The organism is Brevundimonas vitisensis, from assembly GCF_016656965.1.
Lineage (GTDB): Bacteria > Pseudomonadota > Alphaproteobacteria > Caulobacterales > Caulobacteraceae > Brevundimonas > Brevundimonas vitisensis.
The window spans coordinates 2874917-2895538 of the sequence record NZ_CP067977.1 but is presented as its reverse complement, the minus strand read 5'-3'; the positions used below and the strand labels follow the sequence as shown (position 1 = coordinate 2895538).

Annotated in this window: 20 protein-coding genes; 10 read left to right on the top strand and 10 right to left on the bottom strand. The window is 66.0% G+C overall.

Annotated elements, in window-relative coordinates:
• Nucleotides 1-106: 106 nt before the first annotated feature.
• On the top strand, nucleotides 107-1123 hold the full coding sequence (locus JIP62_RS14640; RefSeq protein WP_230974779.1) for a polyprenyl synthetase family protein: 1017 nt from the start codon (nucleotides 107-109) through the stop codon (nucleotides 1121-1123).
• Between the two features lie 24 nt (nucleotides 1124-1147).
• Here JIP62_RS14640 and JIP62_RS14635 read toward each other — a convergent pair whose 3' ends face one another.
• Entirely contained in the window at nucleotides 1148-2014 is an 867-nt protein-coding gene (locus tag JIP62_RS14635; protein ID WP_201102875.1) for a hypothetical protein, read from the bottom strand.
• A 116-nt stretch (nucleotides 2015-2130) separates the two neighbouring features.
• Nucleotides 2131-3336, bottom strand: a complete 1206-nt coding sequence (locus JIP62_RS14630) for a pyridoxal phosphate-dependent aminotransferase (protein WP_201102874.1) — start codon at nucleotides 3334-3336, stop codon at nucleotides 2131-2133.
• A 147-nt stretch (nucleotides 3337-3483) separates the two neighbouring features.
• Between JIP62_RS14630 and JIP62_RS14625 the strand changes: the two genes are divergently transcribed.
• The 8 genes from JIP62_RS14625 to JIP62_RS14590 all read left to right on the top strand — a co-directional run bounded on the left by JIP62_RS14625 (nucleotide 3484) and on the right by JIP62_RS14590 (nucleotide 9581).
• Nucleotides 3484-4203, top strand: a complete 720-nt coding sequence (locus tag JIP62_RS14625) for a TVP38/TMEM64 family protein (protein ID WP_230974778.1) — start codon at nucleotides 3484-3486, stop codon at nucleotides 4201-4203.
• A gap of 113 nt (nucleotides 4204-4316) precedes the next feature.
• Entirely contained in the window at nucleotides 4317-5849 is a 1533-nt protein-coding gene (locus JIP62_RS14620; RefSeq protein WP_201102872.1) for an acyl-CoA carboxylase subunit beta, read from the top strand.
• 75 nt (nucleotides 5850-5924) lie between these two features.
• Nucleotides 5925-6662, top strand: a complete 738-nt coding sequence (locus tag JIP62_RS14615) for a DUF4303 domain-containing protein (protein ID WP_201102871.1) — start codon at nucleotides 5925-5927, stop codon at nucleotides 6660-6662.
• Nucleotides 6663-6767: 105 nt separating this feature from the next.
• The gene (locus JIP62_RS14610) at nucleotides 6768-7007 is read left to right on the top strand and encodes a phosphotyrosine protein phosphatase (protein ID WP_230974777.1); all 240 of its coding nucleotides are present in this window, start codon (nucleotides 6768-6770) and stop codon (nucleotides 7005-7007) included.
• 130 nt (nucleotides 7008-7137) lie between these two features.
• Nucleotides 7138-7842: a CoA transferase subunit A gene (locus JIP62_RS14605; protein ID WP_201102870.1), complete on the top strand. Its 705-nt coding sequence runs from the start codon at nucleotides 7138-7140 to the stop codon at nucleotides 7840-7842.
• A complete protein-coding gene (locus JIP62_RS14600; protein WP_201102869.1) occupies nucleotides 7842-8009 on the top strand; it encodes a hypothetical protein in 168 nt (55 codons plus the stop codon). Before JIP62_RS14605 ends, JIP62_RS14600 begins: the two co-directional genes overlap by 1 nt.
• 5 nt (nucleotides 8010-8014) lie before the next feature.
• The gene (locus tag JIP62_RS14595) at nucleotides 8015-8674 is read left to right on the top strand and encodes a 3-oxoacid CoA-transferase subunit B (RefSeq protein WP_201102868.1); all 660 of its coding nucleotides are present in this window, start codon (nucleotides 8015-8017) and stop codon (nucleotides 8672-8674) included.
• 46 nt (nucleotides 8675-8720) lie between these two features.
• On the top strand, nucleotides 8721-9581 hold the full coding sequence (locus tag JIP62_RS14590) for a toxic anion resistance protein (RefSeq protein ID WP_201102867.1): 861 nt from the start codon (nucleotides 8721-8723) through the stop codon (nucleotides 9579-9581).
• 3 nt (nucleotides 9582-9584) lie between these two features.
• Here the strand turns inward: JIP62_RS14590 and JIP62_RS14585 are convergent, their stop codons facing one another.
• The 8 genes from JIP62_RS14585 to flgK form a co-directional block, all read right to left on the bottom strand.
• Entirely contained in the window at nucleotides 9585-10202 is a 618-nt protein-coding gene (locus tag JIP62_RS14585) for an ABC-type transport auxiliary lipoprotein family protein (protein WP_230974776.1), read from the bottom strand.
• The gene (locus JIP62_RS14580) at nucleotides 10199-11137 is read right to left on the bottom strand and encodes an MlaD family protein (RefSeq protein ID WP_201102866.1); all 939 of its coding nucleotides are present in this window, start codon (nucleotides 11135-11137) and stop codon (nucleotides 10199-10201) included. Before JIP62_RS14580 ends, JIP62_RS14585 begins: the two co-directional genes overlap by 4 nt.
• A gap of 13 nt (nucleotides 11138-11150) precedes the next feature.
• Nucleotides 11151-11948 carry an ABC transporter ATP-binding protein gene (locus JIP62_RS14575; RefSeq protein WP_201102865.1) on the bottom strand — a complete coding sequence of 266 codons (798 nt, stop codon included), beginning with the start codon at nucleotides 11946-11948 and terminating at the stop codon, nucleotides 11151-11153.
• Nucleotides 11945-13063: an MlaE family ABC transporter permease gene (locus JIP62_RS14570; protein WP_201102864.1), complete on the bottom strand. Its 1119-nt coding sequence runs from the start codon at nucleotides 13061-13063 to the stop codon at nucleotides 11945-11947. Before JIP62_RS14570 ends, JIP62_RS14575 begins: the two co-directional genes overlap by 4 nt.
• Before the next feature lie 96 nt (nucleotides 13064-13159).
• Complete coding sequence (locus JIP62_RS14565; protein ID WP_201102863.1) at nucleotides 13160-14626, bottom strand: UdgX family uracil-DNA binding protein; 1467 nt, start codon at nucleotides 14624-14626, stop codon at nucleotides 13160-13162.
• Entirely contained in the window at nucleotides 14626-15867 is a 1242-nt protein-coding gene (locus JIP62_RS14560) for a putative DNA modification/repair radical SAM protein (RefSeq protein WP_201102862.1), read from the bottom strand. Before JIP62_RS14560 ends, JIP62_RS14565 begins: the two co-directional genes overlap by 1 nt.
• Nucleotides 15868-15929: 62 nt before the next feature.
• Entirely contained in the window at nucleotides 15930-16847 is a 918-nt protein-coding gene (locus tag JIP62_RS14555) for a flagellin (RefSeq protein WP_201102861.1), read from the bottom strand.
• Nucleotides 16847-18967: a flagellar hook-associated protein FlgK gene (gene flgK / locus JIP62_RS14550; protein ID WP_201102860.1), complete on the bottom strand. Its 2121-nt coding sequence runs from the start codon at nucleotides 18965-18967 to the stop codon at nucleotides 16847-16849. Before flgK ends, JIP62_RS14555 begins: the two co-directional genes overlap by 1 nt.
• A 376-nt stretch (nucleotides 18968-19343) precedes the next feature.
• On the opposite strand from flgK, the gene JIP62_RS14545 reads away from it, so the two are divergent.
• Nucleotides 19344-20621: a flagellar hook-length control protein FliK gene (locus tag JIP62_RS14545; RefSeq protein WP_201102859.1), complete on the top strand. Its 1278-nt coding sequence runs from the start codon at nucleotides 19344-19346 to the stop codon at nucleotides 20619-20621.
• The last annotated feature ends 1 nt before the right edge of the window (nucleotide 20622 follow it).

Here is a 20622-nt window from a genome sequence, read left to right as displayed (position 1 = left end):
TGCATGTCCGGCTCACCATTGTGCAGTGCGTTGCCGCCGGGCAAGACACCGATTGCGCGATTCTGCGTTTCGCCTCTCCCTATACGCCTGCACACGAGTTTCTCCGTTGGACGCTGTCACCGTCGCCGCTCCCCGTCCCAAGGGTGACGTCGAGGCCCTGGTTCGCCTCGCGGGCCCCGACATGCGCGCGGTCGATGCCCTGATCCTGGCGCGGATGCAGTCCGACGTACCGGTCATTCCCATGCTGGCCGAACATCTGATCGCGGCCGGCGGCAAGCGGTTGCGGCCCATGCTGACCGTAGCGGCGGCACGGGCGTGTGGGGCGACCGGCGCGATCGACGCCCCGCTGAAGCTGGCAGCGGCGGTCGAGTTCATCCACACGGCAACCCTGCTGCATGACGACGTCGTCGATACCTCGGACCTGCGTCGGGGCAAGGTAGCGGCGCATTTGATCTGGGGGGCCCCGTCCAGCGTCCTCGTCGGCGATTTCCTGTTCGCGAGGGCGTTCGAGTTAATGGTCGAAACCGACCAGATGCGGGCCCTGGGCATCCTGGCCAAGGCGTCGGGCGTGATTTCCGAGGGCGAGGTGCTGCAGCTGACGCGCGCCCATGACCTGAACCTGGATCGCGATACCTATCTACAGATTATCTCGGCCAAGACCGCCGAACTGTTCGCGGCGGCCGCCGAGGCCGGGGCCGTGGGCGTGGGCGCGGACGAGGCGGCGGTGACGGCTCTGCGGGCCTATGGCCTGAACCTGGGCCTGGCGTTCCAACTGGCCGACGATGCGCTTGATTATGGCGGCGCGTCCGAGACCCTGGGCAAGAACGCTGGTGACGACTTCAACGAAGGCAAGGCCACCCTGCCCCTGCTGCTGGCCGTCGCCCGCACCCGGGGCCGCGAGGACGCCTTCTGGGACCGCACCATCAGCAAGGGCCAACGCACCCCCGACGACTTCCGCCGCGCCCGTGAACTGGTCATCGGTACCGGTGCCCTGGGGGCCACCCTGGACACCGCCGGGGAATTCGCCGACCTGGCCAAGGCGGCTCTGTCGGTCCTGCCCCCCAGCGACTGGCGCGACGCCCTGGAAAGCCTGGCCGACTTCGCCGTCAGCCGCGCGGCCTAGGCAACCGTCAAGACCGAGACTGGTTCAGTCCGGCCCCTGCAGCAGGACCATGAGTTCGCGTTCGAGGTCTGCCACGGTGGCAACGCTTCGGTCGAAGGCCCGCTGGCTGGCGGGGTCAGACAGTTTGATAGTGCCATTCTCGACGGTCCAGGAGCGGCTTCTGCTCAGGATCCCGAGCGCTATGCTCGTCTCGTTCAGGATGACTTCCCTCAGACCCATGATTTCATAGTCGATCGCTGCGACGCCCGAAACGAACGACCCGAACGACAGCGCCGCCTGCTCTTTCACGGCGGGATCGATATCCGCCTGCGCGAGACTTTCGCTGAACTTCGCCTTCTCGTCGGCCAGATACCGATCCATGGCACGTTGCCTCGCACGAGCCTGCTCGATCGCGGCGTAGGCCTTGTCGATCCCGTTTGACTGCCCCAGCGCCGCTGGAGCGAGCAGTTCGCTTCCCAGAACAAGCTCGTCGTTATTGGCAAAATCGATCTGCCGTTCCCTGACGCGGGCCTCGAACGGCGCAGCAAGCTGGGCGGCTTTCGCCGCGTCCATGATGCCGCTGGCGGATATGACAACAATCAGCGCTGGCACGACCCCGAGGAACGAAGCCATGGCGATAAAAAAGGCGTGAAAATCCAGCGTGCTCTGGGCACCCCTGCTCGACAGGACAAAGAACTGGACCAGTGACGTCAGGGCGAAGATCGAAAGCCCAAGGGAAACCAGCACGAATACTTTTTCAAACGCTGCCTCACCCTGGGCGGGTGATGGGGCGTGCACTGTCCACAACGATCCAAGCAAGGCCACGCCGAGAGCAATCAGGCAGGCAGCCAAGAGAAACCGCAAGGTGCGGGGCCTGGGTTTTCGATCCGAATCCACAGTCGACATCGTCATGACCCCGCAATCTGCCGATGGCCAAACCTGCCTTGAACCGGCTCGCACTCCGCCGCAGAAGAATGCAGGTCATGCGCGACGGCTCAAGCTGTTTCGCTGGTCGTGGGCCGGCCGATCTAGCGAAGCCCCGCGCAGAACCGCTGAATCCGTGTGCAGGCCTCTTCCAGCACGGTTTCGCTGGTGGCGTAGCTGATGCGGAAATAGGGGCTGAGGCCGAAGGCGGAGCCCTGGACGACGGCCACGCCCTCGGCGTTGAGCAGCTCGCTGGTGAAGGTTTCGTCGCTGTCGATGACGACCCCGCCCGGCGTCGTCTTGCCGATCAGGCCCTCGATCGACGGATAGACATAGAAGGCACCTTCCGGGTTCGGGCAGCGGATGCCGTTCGCCTGGTTCAGCATCGATACCACCAGGTCGCGCCGCGCCTGGAAGGCCTGCCCCCGTTCGGCGATGAAGTCCTGGGGCCCGTTCAGCGCCTCGACCGCCGCCCACTGGCTGATGGACGAGGGGTTGGAGGTGGTTTGGCTGGCCACCTTGCGCATCAGGTCGATCAGGGGCTTGGGCCCACCCGCATAGCCGATGCGCCAGCCGGTCATGGCATAGGCCTTCGACACGCCATTGATGGTCAGCACGCGGTCATAGAGGTCCGGCGCGACCTGGGCGATCGTGGTGTAGTCGAAGTCGCCATAGATCAGGTGTTCGTACATGTCGTCGGTCATCACCCAGACCTGGGGGTGACGACGCAGGACCTCGGCGATCGCCTCCAACTCGGCGCGCGTGTAGGCGGCACCGGTCGGGTTGGACGGGCTGTTCAGGATCAGCCATTTGGTGCGGGGCGTGATCGCGGCCTCCAGCACCTCGGGGCGCAGTTTGAAGCCATCCGCCTCCTGGCCCACCACCGTCACCGGCTCGCCGCCCGCCAGCAGCACCATGTCCGGATAGCTGACCCAGTAGGGTGCCGGCACGATCACCTCGTCGCCCGGCGACAGGGTGGCCACCAGGGCGTTGTACAGCACCGGCTTTCCGCCCGGCGCGACATGGATCTGGGCGGCGGTATAGGTCAGGCCGTTCTCGCGCGCGAACTTGGCCACGATGGCGGCCTTCAGCTGCGGGATGCCGTCGACGTCGGTATATTTGGTCTCGCCGCGCCGGATGGCGTCGATGGCCGCCGCCTTGATGTTCTCGGGCGTGTCGAAGTCCGGCTCTCCGGCCCCCAGGCCGATCACGTCGCGCCCCTCGGCCTTCAGCGCGCGGGCCTGGGCGGTGACCGCCAGGGTCGCGGAAGGCTTGACCCGGGCCAGGGCGGAGGATTGCAGCGTGCTCATGTCGGACTCATCGGCGTGTGCGTGGGAGAAGGTGCGGGGAGGCGCGGCCTTTCTTACGCAAGCGGGACAGGCGGGGCAAACGCCGTTCGTCCTTGATGGCCCCGCATCGCTCGCCCGATGCGCCGGAGGATGATAAGCGCGTCCGTGATGCGCCGTATCCTAGACTTCGTCCTGAACATGGAGGCCCGCCGGTGGAAGGCGGCGCTGGTGACGGCCCTGTTGCTGGCGGCCACGCTCGGCCTTCTGGCCTTGGGCAAGAGCCAGTTGGGACTGGCGGCAGAAGCCAATCTGGAGGCCTGGCTGCGGGGCTATGCCGGGTCGCCCCTGGCCTTTGTGGCCACGGTGGTGGTGTTCGTGGTCGCCGCCTTTGTCGGAGCGCCGCAGTTCATCCTGATCGCCGCCTGCGTCGTGGCGTTCGGGCCGTCGCTGGGCTTTTTCTACAGCTGGGCCGCGACGGTGATCTCGGCCGGGGCGACCTATTGGCTGGGGCGGGGCCCGACGGCGCGGCTGCTGGACCAGCTGGGCGGGCGCAGTCTGGACCGGCTGAAGCGGTTCGTGGGCAAGAACGCCTTCTATGCCAGCTTCATGATCCGCAATGTCCCCTCGGCCCCCTTCATCGTCGTCAATGCCGCCTTCGGGGCGACGAGGGCTGCCTTCTGGCCTTTCCTGGCGGGTTGCGCGCTGGGGGTCCTGCCCAAGACGGCGCTGGTGGCCTTCTTCGGCGGGGCGGTGGTGACGGCGGTCAGCGGCGACGGCATCTGGACCTCGCTGATCCTGGCCGGGGTGGCGGTGACTTGGCTGGGCCTTATGCTGGGCGTGCGCGAATGGGTGCGGCGACGCGAGCGGGCGGCAGGCGCAGCCGACTGACCCCCTCCATCGCCTGTGCGGCATGACCGGGCGCTCGCTTGCCTGCATCGCCGCCCCGCCGTAAGCCGGGTGACAGACCCCTGCCCTGTCGCTCTCTATCCCGGATGCCCGCCATGAAGACCATCCTCGACGAACTGGACAAGCGCCGCGCCCATGCCCGCCTGGGCGGCGGCGAGGCCCGCATCGCCAGCCAGCACGCCAAGGGCAAGCTGACCGCGCGCGAACGCATCGAGGTCCTGCTGGATGAAGGCAGTTTCGAAGAGACCGACATGTTCGTGGAGCATCGCAGCCACGAGTTCGGCATGGAGAAGCAGCGCATCCCCGGCGACGGCGTCGTGACCGGCCACGGCACCATCGGCGGGCGCCTGGTCTATGTCTTCTCCAAGGATTTCACCGTCTTCGGCGGCTCCCTGTCGGGGGCGCATGCGTCCAAGATCGTCAAGCTGCAGAAGGCGGCCCTGACCAATGGCGCGCCGATCATCGGCCTGTTCGACGCAGGCGGTGCGCGCATTCAGGAGGGCGTGGAATCGCTGGCCGGATACGCCGACATCTTCCTGCAGAACACGCTTGCCAGCGGCGTCATACCCCAGATCAGCGTGATCATGGGCCCCTGCGCGGGGGGCGACGTCTATTCGCCCGCCATCACCGACTTCATCTTCATGGTGAAGGACACCTCCTACATGTACGTCACCGGCCCCGACGTCGTGAAGACGGTCACCAATGAAGTCGTCAGCCACGAGGATCTGGGCGGCGCCCGCGTCCATGCGGGCAAGTCCGGTGTCGCCGATGGCGCGTTCGAGAACGATCTGGAGGCCCTGTCCGAGGTCCGCCGCCTGATCGGCTTTTTGCCCCTGTCGAACCGCGAAAAGCCGCCGGTGCGCGACAGCTATGACGACCCGGACCGGGACGAGGCGTCGCTGGACACCCTGGTGCCGGCCAATCCGAACCAGCCCTATGACATCAAGGAGCTGATCCTGAAGACGGTGGACGAGGCCGAATTCTTTGAGATCGGTGCCGATTTCGCCAAGAATATCGTCACCGGCTTCGGCCGCCTGGACGGCCAGAGCGTCGGCATCGTCGCCAACCAGCCCCAGGTCCTGGCCGGCGTGCTGGACATCGATTCCAGCCGCAAGGCCGCGCGGTTCGTGCGCTTCTGCGACGCCTTCGACATCCCCCTGGTGACCTTTGTCGATGTGCCCGGCTTCATGCCCGGCACGCGCCAGGAATACGGCGGCCTGATCAAGCACGGGGCCAAACTGCTGTTCGCCTATGCCGAGGCCACCGTGCCCAAGCTGACCGTCATCACGCGCAAGGCCTATGGCGGTGCCTATGACGTGATGAGCTCCAAACACCTGCGCGGCGACGTCAACTATGCCTGGCCCAGCGCCGAGATCGCCGTCATGGGGGCCAAGGGCGCGGTCGAGATCATCTTCCGCAAGGAAGCCGGCGACCCCGAGGCCCTGGCCGCCCGCGAGGCCGAATACAAGGAACGCTTCGCCAACCCCTTCGTGGCCGCAGGCCTGGGCTACATCGACGACGTCATCATGCCCCACGGCACCCGGCGCCGGCTGATCAAGGCGCTACGGACGCTGAAGAACAAGCAGCAGGAAAACCCGTGGAAGAAGCACGATAATATTCCGCTGTAGGGCTTGCGCGCCCGAGGGACGTTGGGGAACGATATGTGGAATCTATTCAGCAAGCCTCAAGTCTTCTGGTGGCTCATGCATAAGATGGACGACGATACGCCATCCGAATTTTATGAGGTCCGCCAGTTCCGTAGCCAGATTTGGGTTGCGGAAGGGGCGGTCAAAACCTTTGGCATGTCTCATACGATCAATGCGTCATCATCTAAAGCCGCTCGGCAAGAGATCGACCGGTTACTCGCTAAGAAGGGCGGCGCGGGTTTTGTTAAGTCAGCCGAAGGTTGCTATCGCCGCGGGTCTTTCGACTTCGGCGAACTCAAAGGTGCGGTAAAATCAGCTTCGCGCGCTTCATTCGACCTTATCCGTGCCAAGCATGCTGACCACAAGCTCTACGGCTTTGGCATCACCACGGATGAAGTGCCGATGACTCTCGGCGCGATGGCACAAACCGTCAAAGCGATAGCGGCCGAGACCGACGAAGCCCTGCGATCTGAAGCGGAGTGGAATCTTCAGGCTTGGCCTATCGAAGAGGGTGATGGATTTTTCGACATTCCCTACCGACTTCTTCTTCGTCAGAGCCGTGGAGACATCCCGTTCGAGCAGACCATCGCGGACGACGAGTTTGCCAACGGAGCTTTTGAGGCGTTCGTGAGTGCGCTGGAAGAACTGCGCAACGAGGGCGTACTCGCAGATGCACAGGGCGACGCGATCGTGCTGATGGTCCAACCATCGGACTTTGTTCCGATCGAAGGTATGATCGAACGCCTCAATGCTGATCCCGCGGTTGTGCAGCGATACTATGCTGAGAACGGCTGACGTCGGCAGTTAAGAGGGACGTTTCTGACCAACCTCCTCTTCCTCTGCTCCCGCAACCGCCTGCGCTCCCCCACGGCCGAGCAGGTGTTCGGGTCTTGGCCGGGCGTGGAGACCGCCTCGGCTGGTCTGGCACCGGATGCGGAGGAGTTGGTGACGGCGGACCATCTGGAATGGGCCGACATCATCTTCGTCATGGAGCGCGCCCACCGCGCCAAACTCCAGCGCCGGTTCAAGGCCCAGCTGAAGCGGGCCCGCGTCATATGCCTGGACATCCCCGACGACTACGATTTCATGCAGCCCGAGCTGGTCACCCTGCTGGAACAGAGGGTGCGGCGGCATTTGTGAGCGCCCCTCGGCTACCCGGGCGATCCCCCTTCCGCCACCTGCCGTCTTGCCCCATCCGGCGCATGGCCGTATGAGCGGGTGAGGCCGTCGAATTTCATCAGACGGTGAAAATAATGAGGGAGCCCGGCCCATGCGGAAAATCTTTCCCGACGCCAAGACGGCGCTGGAGGGTCTGACGTTCGACGGCATGACGGTGATGTCAGGCGGGTTCGGCCTGTGCGGCATTCCCGAGAACCTGATCGCGGCGCTGCGCGACAGCGGCGTGAAGGGGCTGACCGTCATCTCCAACAATGCGGGTGTGGACGGGTTCGGCCTGGGCCAGCTCTTGGAAACGCGCCAGATCGCCAAGATGATCTCGTCCTATGTTGGCGAGAACAAGGAGTTCGAGCGCCAGTATCTGGCCGGTGAGCTGCAGCTGGAATTCAATCCGCAGGGCACCCTGGCCGAGCGCATCCGCGCAGGCGGCGCGGGCATCCCCGCCTTCTTCACCGCCACCGGCGTCGGCACCCTGGTCGCCGAGGGCAAGGAGGTGCGTGAGTTCGACGGCCGCAAATATGTGATGGAGACCGGCCTGGTCGCCGACCTATCGATCGTCAAGGCATGGAAGGCCGACGCTGCGGGCAATCTGGTGTTCCGCAAGACCGCCCGCAACTTCAACCCAATGATGGCCACCGCTGGCAAGATGACGGTCGTCGAGGTGGAGCACATCGTACCCACCGGGACGATCGACCCGGACCACATCCACACACCCGGCATCTATGTCGACCGCCTGTTCGTCGGGACGTTCGAAAAGCGGATCGAACAGCGGACGGTTAGGCAGAGGGAGACCGCCTGATGACCGAGACGCCCAAACCCGACCTGTTGAAAGCGATCAACGACAAGCTGACCTGGGTGGTCATCCTGCTGGTGCTCATCATGTTCAACACCTGCTCGCTCGGCGACGACCTGTCCGATGCCGCACGCGACATTCGACGCGCAGCCGCCCCTGCCGAGAAAGGCTGAGACCCATGCCCCGCACACGCGATCAACTGGCCGCCCGCGCCGCCCGCGAACTGGAAGACGGCTTCTACGTCAACCTGGGCATCGGGATTCCGACCCTGGTGGCCAACCATATCCCGGTGGGGATCGAGGTGACCCTGCAGTCTGAAAACGGCATGCTGGGCATGGGCCCCTTCCCCTATGAGGACGAGGTGGATGCCGACCTGATCAATGCCGGCAAGCAGACGATCACCCAGATCCCGGAAAGCAGCTATTTCAGCTCTTCCGACAGCTTCGCCATGATCCGCGGCGGACACATCAATCTGTCGATCCTGGGGGCCATGGAAGTGGCCGAGAACGGCGACATCGCCAACTGGATGATCCCCGGCAAGCTGGTGAAGGGCATGGGCGGGGCCATGGATCTGGTGGCCGGCGTCAAGCGCGTGGTGGTGGTCATGGATCACGCCAACAAGCATGGCCAGTCGAAGGTTCTGAAGGCCTGTACCCTGCCGCTGACGGGCACGGGCGTGGTCAGCCGGATCATCACCGACCTGGCTGTGTTCGACGTCAAGCCGGATGGATCGGGCCTGGAGCTGATCGAACTGGCCGAGGGCGTGACCCTGGACGAAGTGGCCGCGAAGACCGAAGCGACCTACACCGTTTCCGAAAATCTGAAGACGCTGGCATAGTGCTCACTTAACCTGTCGTTAAGACGGGCGGGGTGGAGGGCGTGAGATGGCGGACGGGGGATATCGGCTGGGCGGCGGAGCGCCGGAGCCGGATCGGGCACGGATTGAGGCGATCGCGGCGACCTGGGGTGATCAGGACGACGGCGCGTTCGGCGCAGCACCGCACGGGGCCCTGTCCTCGACCCTGGACCGGACCCTGTCGGAAACCCGCAACGGCGACCTGACCGAGGCGTCTGCCCTGATCGCGCATCTGCGCAATGCACTGGATGGGCTGGCCCCGGCCTCGCTGGAACCACGCCGGGGGCTGGCCGGCCTGTTCGACAGCCGTAAGCGCCGATTGAAGGCCCTGCGCGCCCGATATCTGGCGGCCTCGCGGACCTTGAACGAAACCGGCATCGAACTGACAGACCGGGCCGACAGGGTCGAGCGCCGCAGCCGGGTGCTGGAAGATGTCTGGGCCGACATCCGCAACGTCGTCACCGACCTTGATGCCCATGTCGTCGCCGGGGCCGATCGGTGCCCGCCAGTGCCCGCAGCGGATGAGGGGGAGGCCATACCTGATTCAGCCGCTCCGCTGCGCCAGCGCCTGTCGCAACTGTCGTCGGCGCGGCAAGCGGGCATTCGCACCCTGCCCCTGATCCGCATGGCCCAGAATGCGGAGGTCAGCGCCCTCGCCTGCCTGCAACGCCTGCCCCAAGCTATTGGCGACTGGCGGGACGACTGGAAGGATGCCCTGGGCCTGATGGGCAAGCGGCCGCGCAAGGTGCGCCCCGACCCCGTTCGCCTGGCCCGTACCCGCGACGCCCTGCTGGCCGCCCTGGATCAGGCCGACGCCGCCATCGCTGCCGCCCGCACCCGCCGCGCCGAGATCGAGGCCCGGATGGATGCGGTGCGCAAGGCGGTCTGACGCCTAGTTGCCGGCGGCCTGGTCGGTCCAGGCGACAATCTGGCCATTCAGGTCGCGGCTGGCCAGGTCATAGGCTTCGACGATGGCGCTGATGGTGTTGGCACGAGCGGGCTGCACGACGGTGAAGGTGCGTTCCGCCTCGACCGTGCGTTCCGGAAGGGCCATCAGCCGGGTCCGGGCCGCGATCACCACCGAGGGCACGCCGCCCGGTGAGTCATAGCGGGTCTCGAACGTCCGCACGTCGATATCGAGGGACGAGTCCCCTCGCGTCAGCTCCCGCGGGCCGATCAGGCGAACCCGGCGGGCCTGCCCCGCAAACGCGACCTCCAGGCTCTCGCTATAGAGATCGGCTGCTGGCGAAACCCAGCGCGCGCCGCCGATGTAGGCGGCTTCGGTGCCGGTAATGCCCAGAAGACGGTCGCCCCGCGCGCTTTCGGGGAACTCGACACGGCGCAGAGTGACCTGGACGGGGCTGGCGATCGGATCGGCGGGCAGGGCCTGAGCCGCCACGCCAAAACGATACATCTGGATCGGATCAGGGCTGGACAGCAGGGCACAGGCCGACATCAGACCGGCAGCGGCCAGGACGGCGGCCGAACGGATCAGGGTTGTCTTTCTCACGGCTGAACCTCCAGTTCCCGGGACGCCGGGCGTCCGATGAAGTCACGCGGGCTGGAGCGCACTTCGTCGACCAGGGTCTCCAGCGACCGTGTTGCGTCTTCCAGGCCCTGAATAGCCTGTTCCAGCTGCGGCAGGCCCGTGGTGGCAAACTCGCCCAGCGGCTGCTCCAGATTGCCGACCGTGCGATTGATCGAGGCGACGGCGGTGCGGGCCTCGGCCGTGGCGGCGTTGATGTTGGCGATGGCCTGACGTCCGTCCGTCTCGACCAGCTGGCGCGCGCTGGCCCCCAGGCCTTCGAACTCGGCGATGGCGGCATTGGCTTTGATCAAGGCCTGCTCCAGCTCGGCCAGCATCCCCTTGCGGGCCTCCAGCTCGGTGCTGAACGATTCAAAGTTGGTCAGGCTGGTCGAGAAGGAGCGGATGTTGTCGTCCGACAGGACGCGGTTGATCCGGTTCAGCGCATCCACCGTCTGGGCCAGCACCGTGCCCGAGCCGCTGAGCAGTTCGGCGATCGGCGAGGGCTGGCTCTGGATAACCGGCGTGATGCCGTCGGCATACTGGGCCTTCAGCAGGGCGCTCTGAGGATTGCCGGCGGTGATCTGAATATAGTTCAGGCCCGTGATCCCCTGCGGCTCCAGCTGGGCGCGGGACGTCACGCGCACGGGCGTGGTTGCATCGACACGAATCCGGGCGATGACCTGATCGCCCTTGTTGGGGTCCAGCTTCAGGTCCGTGACCTCGCCTACGCGAATGCCATTGAAATGGACCTCGCCCCCCTCCGACAGGCCACGCACGGGGCCATAGAAGACGATGTCATAGACGTCGTACTCCTCGTTGAAGGACAGGCGCGCCAGCCATAGCGAGAAGACGGCAAGGGCCACCATCAGGGCGACGGTGGCGATGCCGACGGCGGCGTAGTGGGCGTCTCTTTCCATTGCTCCGCTCTCCTCAGGCGGCCTTGTTGGCGGCACGGCCGCGCGGTCCAAGGAAGTATTCTTTGATCCACGGATGGTCGGAACGCTCAAGTTCCTGAACCGTCGCCTTTTCCACCACATGCTTGTCGGCCAGGACGGCGACCTGGTCACAAATGGCGTAAAGGCTGTCCAGATCGTGGGTGATCATGAAGACGGTCAGACCCAGGTCGTCGGACAGGGTGCGGATCAGGTCGTCGAACGCCGCCGCACCGATGGGGTCCAGCCCCGCCGTCGGCTCATCCAGAAACAGCAGTTCGGGATCCAGCGCCAGGGCACGGGCCAGGCCGACCCGCTTCTTCATGCCGCCGGACAGCTCGGCCGGTTTCAGATGATGGCTTTCCGGCTTCAGGCCCACCATGGCGATCTTCATCTCTGCCAGTTCGCGGATCATGTCGCGGGGCATCTTGGTATGCTCGACCAGGGGCGAGGCCACATTGTCCAGCACGCTGAGCGAGGAATAGAGAGCCCCCTGCTGGAACAGCACGCCGGTTCGGCGCTCGATGTCGGCGGCCTGCTCCTTGGTCATGTCGGAAATGTCGTGGTCGAAGATGCGGATAGATCCGCCCTCCGGCTCCTTCAGGCCGATGATGGAGTTCAGCAGCACGGTCTTGCCCGTGCCGGATCCGCCGACGACGCCCAGCACCTCGCCGCGCCGAACATCCAGGTCCAGGTTCTCGTGGATAGTGCGCTCGCCGAACTGACTGAGCAGTCCGCGCACCTGGATCAGCACCTCGCGATCGTCGGTCGTCGGGGAGGTCACCGGGTCGGTCATATGTCCAACTCCAGGAACAGCATGGCGAAGACCGCATCCAGCAGGATGATGGCAAAGATCGCCTGGACGACGGCGGCCGTCACGCGTCGGCCCAGGCTTTCGACGTCGCCGGCCACGGCCATGCCCTGACGACAGCCGATCGCAGCCACGACCACAGCAAAGACGGGTGCCTTGATCATGCCGACCATCAGGTGATTGCCCATCAACGGATCCTCGCTGATGCGCTGCACGAAGAAGGCTGGCCCGTAGCCGAGCAGGCTCCAGGTCACCAGCAGACCGCCAAACAGGCCGGCGATGATGCCGATGAAGGTCAGCAGTGGCGTCATCACGACCATGGAGGCCAGACGGGGGATGACCAGGGCCTGGAACGGATTGACGCCCATCACCTGCATGGCATCGACCTCCTGGTTCATGCGCATCGAGCCGATCTCGGCCGCGAAGGAGGAAGAGGATCGACCCGCCAGAAGGATGGCGGTCAGCAGCACAGCCAGTTCGCGCAAAACGGCAACGGCCACCAGCTGGACGGTGAAAACCCCCGCCCCGAACTGCGTCAGCAGATTGGCCCCCAGAAAGGCGATGACGGCCCCGATGAAGAAGTTGGTGGTGGCCACGATCGGAATGGCATCCAGACCGGCGCGTTCGGTCTGGCTGAACCAGGCCGCCCAACGGATGCGGCCGGGATGGCGCAGGGCCACGCCCACAGCGACCACCAGACGGCCCAGGAAGGCCAGCGACAGGGTCGCCTCAGCTCCGATATCGTAAACGCCCCGTCCGATCTTGGCGAAGGTGCGGGTGAAGGCATCGGCACGGCGCGGCGGCGGGGCCGACTCGCGCTCCAGCTTGTCGACCATGGCATAGATGCGACCAGCCTCCGGCCGCGCGGCCCAGGCATCGGCCGGCAGTTGGCAATTGGAAGCCTGAACGATGGACAGCGCCCCTGCCGTGTCGAACCGCCCGAGTTCACTCAGATCGACGGCTGTGATGCAGCGCCCCTCGACCGCCCGGTCAAGACGGTGAGAGATCCTGCCCAGACCCGTTGTGGTCCAGTCGCCGGTCAGGCGAAGGGTCAGGTTACTGCCCTCGGCCTCCTCGATCTGAAAGTCTGCTGCGGCCATGCCCTTACCTAAATTGCGCCGCGCATTTTGCCCATGGGCAAGGCCGAAGCGGGGCAATAACGCCGCCCAAGCGTATTGGTTCGGACACGGTCGATATCAAATCATGGCCGCGACGCGCCGCAAATCCTCAATGAAACGTGCCTGTTCCGCTATACGCGCCGCCTCGTCCGGCAGACGCAGCAGATAGGCGGGATGGACGGTCAAGACCGCGATCGATCCATCGGCCAAGGGGATCGGCTGGCCTCGCTCGGCCGTCACGGTCACCTTGCGTCCCAGGACGGCGGAACCCGCCGTGGCCCCCAAGGCCAGCACGACCCGCGGACGGACCAATCGGCGTTCGTGATCCAGCCACCAGCGGCAGGCGGTGACTTCGCCGGCGTTCGGGGTCTTGTGCAAGCGGCGCTTGCCCTGCGGTTCGTGTTTGAAATGTTTGACGGCGTTGGTCAGGAAGACACTCGCGCGATCAATTCCGGCCTGCGCCAGTGCCTGATCCAAGACATTCCCTGCGGGTCCGACAAAGGGCCGCCCGGCCAAATCCTCCTGGTCGCCGGGCTGTTCGCCGACAATCATCAGGCGGGCCTCGGGCGGCCCCTGCCCCGCCACGGCCTGTGTTGCGTCGCGCCACAGGGGACAGCGGCGGCAGCCCTGGATGACCGACGCCGCCTCGGCCAAGGTGTCAGGGACCGCATCGTCTGCCTGGCCCGCCGGGGCGACATCGGGCGCGACGGCATGGGCAAAACGCGGGTTGGGCACGGCGGCGGGCGCGGCGACCATCTCGGCGGTGCGCTGCGACGACTGTGCGATCAGCTGCGGGATCAGGGACGCCTCGGGCAGGTTCTTCCAGTATCGGCGCGGCATCTCGCCCTGCATGGTCCTGGTCTTCAGCCGCGCAGGATTGAAGGTCGAGGCGTAGTAGGTCTTCCAGAACTCCTCGATCTCGTCTTCGGCGGGCGCCATGTCGCGCGTGGCGGGCGGGCCGAACCGCAGGGTCTCGGTATCCCAAAAGGCGCTGCCGTCCGGCGTCAGGATCGACCAGCGCATGGCCGTAAACCGCCGCTGAAAGAAGGGAGCCGTGCGTTCCAGCACCCGGTGCGCCGGCTCGAACCAGGCCACCCAGGCCTCTCCGCGATCGTCGTGCACCTGCCGAAAACGCACGAAAGCCTTCATCTTGTGACTGGCGCGCGAGACATTCTTAGCCCGGTCCAGGGCATCGGCAACGTCGGGGTCTGACACGATCCGCATCAGATTGGGCGCATCCTGAAGCCGCCACAGAAGCCGATACATCAGATCGAACCGGTCGACCGAACGGTGCAAGATGACGTCCTGGGCCAGATCAACGAAGGCCTTGGGGACGGTGAACGGGCTCCCCTCCCCGGCTTCTGAGGCTGCGGTGACGCTCGCGAAATCGGCAGAGGGTGCCGTGTCGAACAGGCCGCCCTGCGCCCCCTCCCCGGCCACGCGGAAAACAGCCTGGCTTGGCGACACCCCCGCCGCACGCAGGGCCCGGGCCCCGCGTCGCCAGCCGTCGAAGTCGGTCGGATGATCCAGTTCGGCCACCCGCATCAGAACAGGCTCAGTTGCTCCGGCGCAGCGGCCGGAGCCAGGCGGGTGCGCAGGTCAATGGCATCGGTCAGCCCGCCGGGCGTCCAGTCCAGAGCAACGATGAAGGGACGCACCTTGTCTATGCCTCGGCACAGGCGCGCGACATCCTCCAGCCGCAACATCTTCCATCGCCGAACCTGCAGGATCCGGTTGACGCTTTTCACGCCCAGCCCCGGCACACGCAGAAGCATTTCGCGCGGGCCCGTGTTCACGTCGACGGGAAACTGCTCGCGTCGGCCGAGGGCCCAGGCCAGCTTCGGATCGATGGCCAGGTCCAGCATACCGCCCACGGTGGCCGCCCCGATCTCTGGCGCACTGAACCCATAGAACCGCATCAGCCAGTCGGCCTGATACAGCCGGTGCTCGCGCATCAGCGGCGGCTTTGACAGCGGCAGCGTCGCACTGGCATCCGGGATGGGGCTGAAGGCGGAATAATAGACCCGGCGCAGGCCATAGCCGCCATAGAGGGACGAACTGCGGGCCAGGATTTCAGCGTCGGGCGCACCGTCCGCCCCCACGATCAACTGGGTGCTTTGGCCAGCCGGCGCGAACTTGGGCGGGCGGGCACGGTCTTTCTTCTGCGGCTTGGCCGCCTCGACCTTCAGCCGCACATCGGCCATGGCCTTCTTGATGACAGCGGCGTCCTTCTGCGGCGCCAGCCGGTGCAGGGCCTCGTCGCGCGGAAGTTCGATGTTGGCGGACAGGCGATCAGCATACAGGCCCGCCTGCTCGACCAACAGCGGATCCGCTTCCGGGATCAGCTTCAGATGGATGTAACCGCGGAAGTTATGATCGACCCGCAGACGGCGCGCCACCTCGACCAATTGCTCCATCGTGTAGTCGCCTGAGCGGATGATACCCGACGAGAGGAACAGACCCTCGATATAGTTGCGCTTGTAGAAGTTCAGCGTCAGCTCGACGACCTCATCCACGCTGAAGCGGGCGCGCGGCACATTCGACGACACCCGATTGATGCAATAGGCGCAGTCGTAGATGCAGAAGTTCGTCAGCAGAATCTTGAGCAGGGAAACGCAGCGCCCGTCCGGCGTATAGGCATGGCAGATGCCCATGCCCTCGGTCGAACCGATCCCCTTGCCCCCGACGGAGTTGCGTTTCGACGTCCCGGACGACGCGCACGATGCGTCGTATTTGGCCGCGTCCGCCAGAATGGAAAGTTTTCGCCTGAGATCGAGCTGCGCCATATGTTGCCATTATGTTCCAATGGCCGGACCGGGTCCATGGGCATTTTGTCACGCACGATCAATCAGTTCAGAAAGTTGAGCAGGGACACCTGGCGCAGCTGGTTGATCACTTGGGCCGACGCCTGGATCGCCACCTGTGACAACTCCAGATCCGTCAGGGCCTGGGCCAGATCGGCGTCGGTGCGCCCCGCCACCAGCTCGTCCAGCGAGGTCTTCTGCGCCTCCTGGGACTTGAGGACCGACTCGACGCGGTTCTGAAGCGATCCGTTCAGGGCCGCCTGGTTGGTGATGGCTTGATACTGCTCATCGAATTCCTTGAGCCGTTCCGTCAGAAAATCCTTCATCGCCTGATCCGGCTGGCCCGTTACAGGCGTGACGGCGTGAAAGTTCTGGATCTGGCGGAAGACCTCGAATAGGGCTTCACCCACCTCGTCGGCCAGGAAGCCGGTCTCGACCGTCGTGCCCTCGTCCAGGCGCGAAACCTGTTTCAGCGTGCCGTTGGCAAAGACGTCGGCCCCAGCCGTCAGCGACAACTCGGCCAGAGTTCCCACCTGGACCGGAGCATCACCGACATTGCCTCCGCCGAACAGATACTGACCCTGATGCTTGGTATTCAGGCCTTCTTTGGCGATCTGGAAATGACCTTGAAGTTCCAGCATCAGGCCGTCGACCCGGCCGGACGCCAGGGCATCGGCGATCGCCTGGCGCGCGCGGTCGGCACCTTGGGCTACGCGCTCGAAGGCCAGATCCTGGGCGGACAGGCGGGCGGCGACGGCATCCCCGGTGTCCATGAAACCCTGAATGCGGCTCTGGGCCGATTTCAGCGCGGTCAGGGCCTCGGAACTGCGGCCGAAACCGGTCAGGTCGGTCGCAACCTTCTGAGTCGAAACCCGCTCCTGGGCCTCTTGGGCGCGCGTCTGGGCGCTCATCAGGTCAAGCAGGGCAGACTGATAGTTGGCGGCGGTCGAGACGCGGGTCATCACATCATCCCAAGAAGCGTGTCATACATATCCTTGGCCGCCTGGATCAGACGGGCCGAGGCATTGAAGGCCTGCTGATAGGTGGTCATCAGCACCAGTTCCTCGTCCAGGTTCACGCCCTCCTGGGCCTTCTGCCGAGCGGTTGCCTCTGTAAACAGAGCCTGGGCGCTGGACTGGCGGTTCTCAGCCAAAGAGGCCTTGCCGCCGATGTCGCCGGCCAGTTCGGACGCATAGCGCGAGACCGAGATCGATCCACCGACCAAGTCGCCCGCCGCCTGGAAGGCGGCCGAGGCCTGACCGGCATCAGCCAGCCTGAGAGCCCCGCGACCATCCCCGGCCGACAGGGCCGAAGCCCCGACCAGGGCGGCGGCGTTCAACTGTCCCAGGGCCAGTTTGGACGGATTCTGACGGATGTCGGTGCGAAGCGAGAACCCATCGGCGCGCGAGGCCCGCACGCCCGATCCGATGCCGAACAGCTCGGTCACCGAGACGCCGGACGGCACCTGGGTGGTGCGATCTTCCAGCACCGACAGGGCCGGGGCCGGGTTGCCATAGCCGGTGAACGCCAGATTGCCGGACCCGTCCAGATCGAACCGACCAAAGCGACCAATCCCCGTCGCCGGATCGTTCAGGGCAATCAGCAGGTCCTCGACCCTGGACCCGGCCGGCACCGCCACCGTTAGGTCGCGCAGGCGCGCACCCGTCTCGCCGCTGAACCGGAAGGTCAGGGTCTGGCCCGCCGTGAACCCGTGCGGGGACTCCAACTTCAGCCCCGTGTCGTACAGGGCAACACGGTCGGTCGAGACCAGATCGTTCAGGCCGAAATAGTGCGAGAAACCGCGCCCGGACTTGTTGCTGGGCGAGTTGGCGTCATCGGCAATGGCCACGCCGTTTCCAGCCGCGCCTGACAGCGTCAGCACGCCATTGCTGAAGCTGGCAGTCGCCGTGCCGCCCAACTGGGCATTCAGCTGGGCCAAGAAGGTGGTGGCGTCGGCGGCGGGCACCGCATTGTTGATCGTCATTGCCCCGCCCGCAAAGTCGATCACGGCCCGCGCTTGAACCACGCCCGCCGCATTGGCCACGGCGATGGTGGTGCGGCCGTTGAAGCCGGCGATCGCACTCTCAAATGTCTGGCCCGTGTTACGACCGGTCAGGGTGGCGGGCGCGGGAGAGGCGGCATTGGCGTTGTGCGCGCGGTTCAGTTCGTCCGCGACGCGCGTCATCAGTTCGGCCAGACGCTCGGCCGTCGCCGGGGCCTCCTTGTCGCGCAGTTCGATCAGGCCCTTGATCTCACCCGAGGTGATGCTTTCCAGCAGGGCCCGTTTCTGGCCGCCGGGCTCGGTCACCCAGATCTCGTTGAAGGCCGTCTCGCTGGTGACCGTGCCGGCGCGGTTGTATTCCAGCGTGGCATGCCCCTGCCCGGCCAGCAGGACACCCGCCCCCGTCCGGATCGAGACCCCGCCAACGGGCCGGACCGAGACCTTGACGTCCATCAGTTCCGACAGCTGACCGACCAGGGCCGCCTGCGCCGTCTCCGCCCCCGAGGCATCGCCTCCGGCCACGGTGGAGCGAGCGATTTCGGCGTTCAGGCCCTCGATCTGCTGCAACAGGACATTGGCCCGCTCGACCGCGCTCTGGAGCCGGCCATCGGCGTCCTCGCGTACGGCCTGGATCTGGGTCGAGACGCGCGAGGATTCATCGAACAGCGCCTGGACGCGGAACAGAGCTTCCTGACGACGCGGCGACGACGTCGGGTCCTCGGCCGCGGCGGCGAAGGACGAGAAGACCTGGTCGACCTGGGCAAAAAAGCCGCTGTTGCCGCCGGGATCGCCAAACAGCGACTGGATGCGGTCATACAGCTCATAGCGCACGGTCTGGCGCGAGGCCTCGGCCCCGGCGTTCAGGCTGGCCGCCTGCAGAAAGCGATCGGTGGCCAGACGGATGCGGCTGACTTCGACGCCTGAGCCGACGCCCTGGCTGACCAGGGTCTGCTGCTCGGCGATCTTGCGGACATAGCCGGGGGTATTGACGTTGGAGACGTTGTCCGAGACCACGCGCAACTGCGTCTGGGCCGCCGTCAGCCCCGAGGTGGCAGTGTTGAAAATGGCGTTCAGCGACATGCCATACCCCCCTCGCCCGGCAAGGCCTGCCCGTACACGCGCGCTTTTTGCCCGGCAGTGCCGTCAGGCCGCTCGCGCAGCCCCTTGAATTTCAACGGATTTGACAATCGGACCCTGGTCATGACCGGCAAGGGGCGCAAAGGCCGGGCCAGATGCAGGCCCGCAGCAACTGCCGGGCAAAAACCGACCGCGGCGCGGCAAGATTCGACCCCGGCCTCTCTTCGGCCCTTGGCTCGCCGACGCGAAAAATGCCCGCTGTGACTGGACGAAAGCCGCATTGGCACAGTTGGCCCACGACTTGCGACGAGGACGGCGAAGCCATGGGCGCAGCAGGCGCCGATCCGTCCCGTCCCCTTGTCTCTGCGTCTGGCGTCCCATGTCCGCTGCCGACATCCTGTCCGTCCTGTCCCCTCCGGTGGCACCCGCCGCAGGGGCGACCGCGCCTTCAGACGGCGGTGGCGATGTGGCGGCCGCCTTCCAGGCCCTGTTGAACGCAGCGGTCACGGCTGCGACCGGAGGCGTCGCCACCGGTGTGCGCATCGAAACGCGCGCGGGCCGAAACGCCGAAGCGCCCGTCGAGGGGACTGCCGCCGAAGACACTGAGACCCCTGCCGTCGATGGCACCCAGGGCGTGATCCTGCCCCTGTCGACCTCGCCGCTGTTGCCCGAGCCCAAGATTCCGGCCGACGACAAGGGTTCGACCAAGACCGGGGCCCAGCCGAACGGCCCCTGGGTCCTGCCGCCCACGCCGCCCGGCGGCCCGGCCGTCGACGCCAACGGCAAGCCCGTCGTGGACGACAGCCAATCACCCCCGGTCCTGCCGCCCGCTCCGCCGACCGATGCCAATACGGTGGACACCAAGACGGCGGGCCCGCTGGTCCTGCCTCCCGTCCCGCCCGGAACCTCTCCGCGTCCCGGCTCGGAAGCTCCGCCGAAGGACGCCAAGGGGCCCGGCACCAAGCCATCGACGGACAGTGAACAGCCGCAGATCAACCCCGGCCCTCCGACGACCAGTCTGGCCGAGGCGAACCGGTCGGGTTCCCCTGCGCCACACCCCGCCGGCCCCTCTCCGACCGGCCCGGCGGCTGAGCCCGCCGCGGCTGCCGTCACGGACGTGACCGCCGAGGCCGTGCCGGATCCGCTTCAGGGCAGCGAGACCGCATCGGCCCGCGCCAATGACAGCGCCGTTCAGGTGCGCGAGACCAGCTTGTCGTCCCTGTCGCGCGCCACGATCGAGACCACCGCCCAGATCGCCGCCCAGATCACCAAACGGCTTGAGGGACGCTCCACCCGCTTCGAAATGGCCCTGACGCCCGAGGGCCTGGGGCGTGTCGACGTCAGCCTGGAGATCGGGTCCGATGGTCAGCTGGCCGCGCGTCTGGCCTTCGACAACCCCGCCGCCGCCGTGGATCTGCGCGGCCGCGCTGACGAACTGCGCCGTCAGCTGGAGGCCTCGGGTTTCCAGATCGCCCAGGACGGGCTGGAGTTCGCCCAGCGTGACCCCTCCTCCGGCCAGGGCGGCTTCGATGGTCGCCGCGAACGGGCCTTCGCCCGTGCCGACCGCCTGAACCTGGATGCCGATACTGCCGTGCCGCCCGCCGGGCGCTGGCTGTCCCTTTCCCTGACGCCTGACCGCGTCGACATGAAGGTCTGAC

Coding starts and splice junctions, on each gene's coding strand:
- JIP62_RS14635 (WP_201102875.1), bottom strand. CDS start 2,014: ATGACGATGTCGACTGTGGATTCGGATCGAAAACCCAGGCCCCGCACC.
- JIP62_RS14630 (WP_201102874.1), bottom strand. CDS start 3,336: ATGAGCACGCTGCAATCCTCCGCCCTGGCCCGGGTCAAGCCTTCCGCG.
- JIP62_RS14625 (WP_230974778.1), top strand. CDS start 3,484: ATGCGCCGTATCCTAGACTTCGTCCTGAACATGGAGGCCCGCCGGTGG.
- JIP62_RS14620 (WP_201102872.1), top strand. CDS start 4,317: ATGAAGACCATCCTCGACGAACTGGACAAGCGCCGCGCCCATGCCCGC.
- JIP62_RS14615 (WP_201102871.1), top strand. CDS start 5,925: ATGCATAAGATGGACGACGATACGCCATCCGAATTTTATGAGGTCCGC.
- JIP62_RS14605 (WP_201102870.1), top strand. CDS start 7,138: ATGCGGAAAATCTTTCCCGACGCCAAGACGGCGCTGGAGGGTCTGACG.
- JIP62_RS14600 (WP_201102869.1), top strand. CDS start 7,842: ATGACCGAGACGCCCAAACCCGACCTGTTGAAAGCGATCAACGACAAG.
- JIP62_RS14595 (WP_201102868.1), top strand. CDS start 8,015: ATGCCCCGCACACGCGATCAACTGGCCGCCCGCGCCGCCCGCGAACTG.
- JIP62_RS14590 (WP_201102867.1), top strand. CDS start 8,721: ATGGCGGACGGGGGATATCGGCTGGGCGGCGGAGCGCCGGAGCCGGAT.
- JIP62_RS14580 (WP_201102866.1), bottom strand. CDS start 11,137: ATGGAAAGAGACGCCCACTACGCCGCCGTCGGCATCGCCACCGTCGCC.
- JIP62_RS14575 (WP_201102865.1), bottom strand. CDS start 11,948: ATGACCGACCCGGTGACCTCCCCGACGACCGACGATCGCGAGGTGCTG.
- JIP62_RS14570 (WP_201102864.1), bottom strand. CDS start 13,063: ATGGCCGCAGCAGACTTTCAGATCGAGGAGGCCGAGGGCAGTAACCTG.
- JIP62_RS14565 (WP_201102863.1), bottom strand. CDS start 14,626: ATGCGGGTGGCCGAACTGGATCATCCGACCGACTTCGACGGCTGGCGA.
- JIP62_RS14560 (WP_201102862.1), bottom strand. CDS start 15,867: ATGGCGCAGCTCGATCTCAGGCGAAAACTTTCCATTCTGGCGGACGCG.
- JIP62_RS14555 (WP_201102861.1), bottom strand. CDS start 16,847: ATGACCCGCGTCTCGACCGCCGCCAACTATCAGTCTGCCCTGCTTGAC.
- flgK (WP_201102860.1), bottom strand. CDS start 18,967: ATGTCGCTGAACGCCATTTTCAACACTGCCACCTCGGGGCTGACGGCG.
- JIP62_RS14545 (WP_201102859.1), top strand. CDS start 19,344: ATGTCCGCTGCCGACATCCTGTCCGTCCTGTCCCCTCCGGTGGCACCC.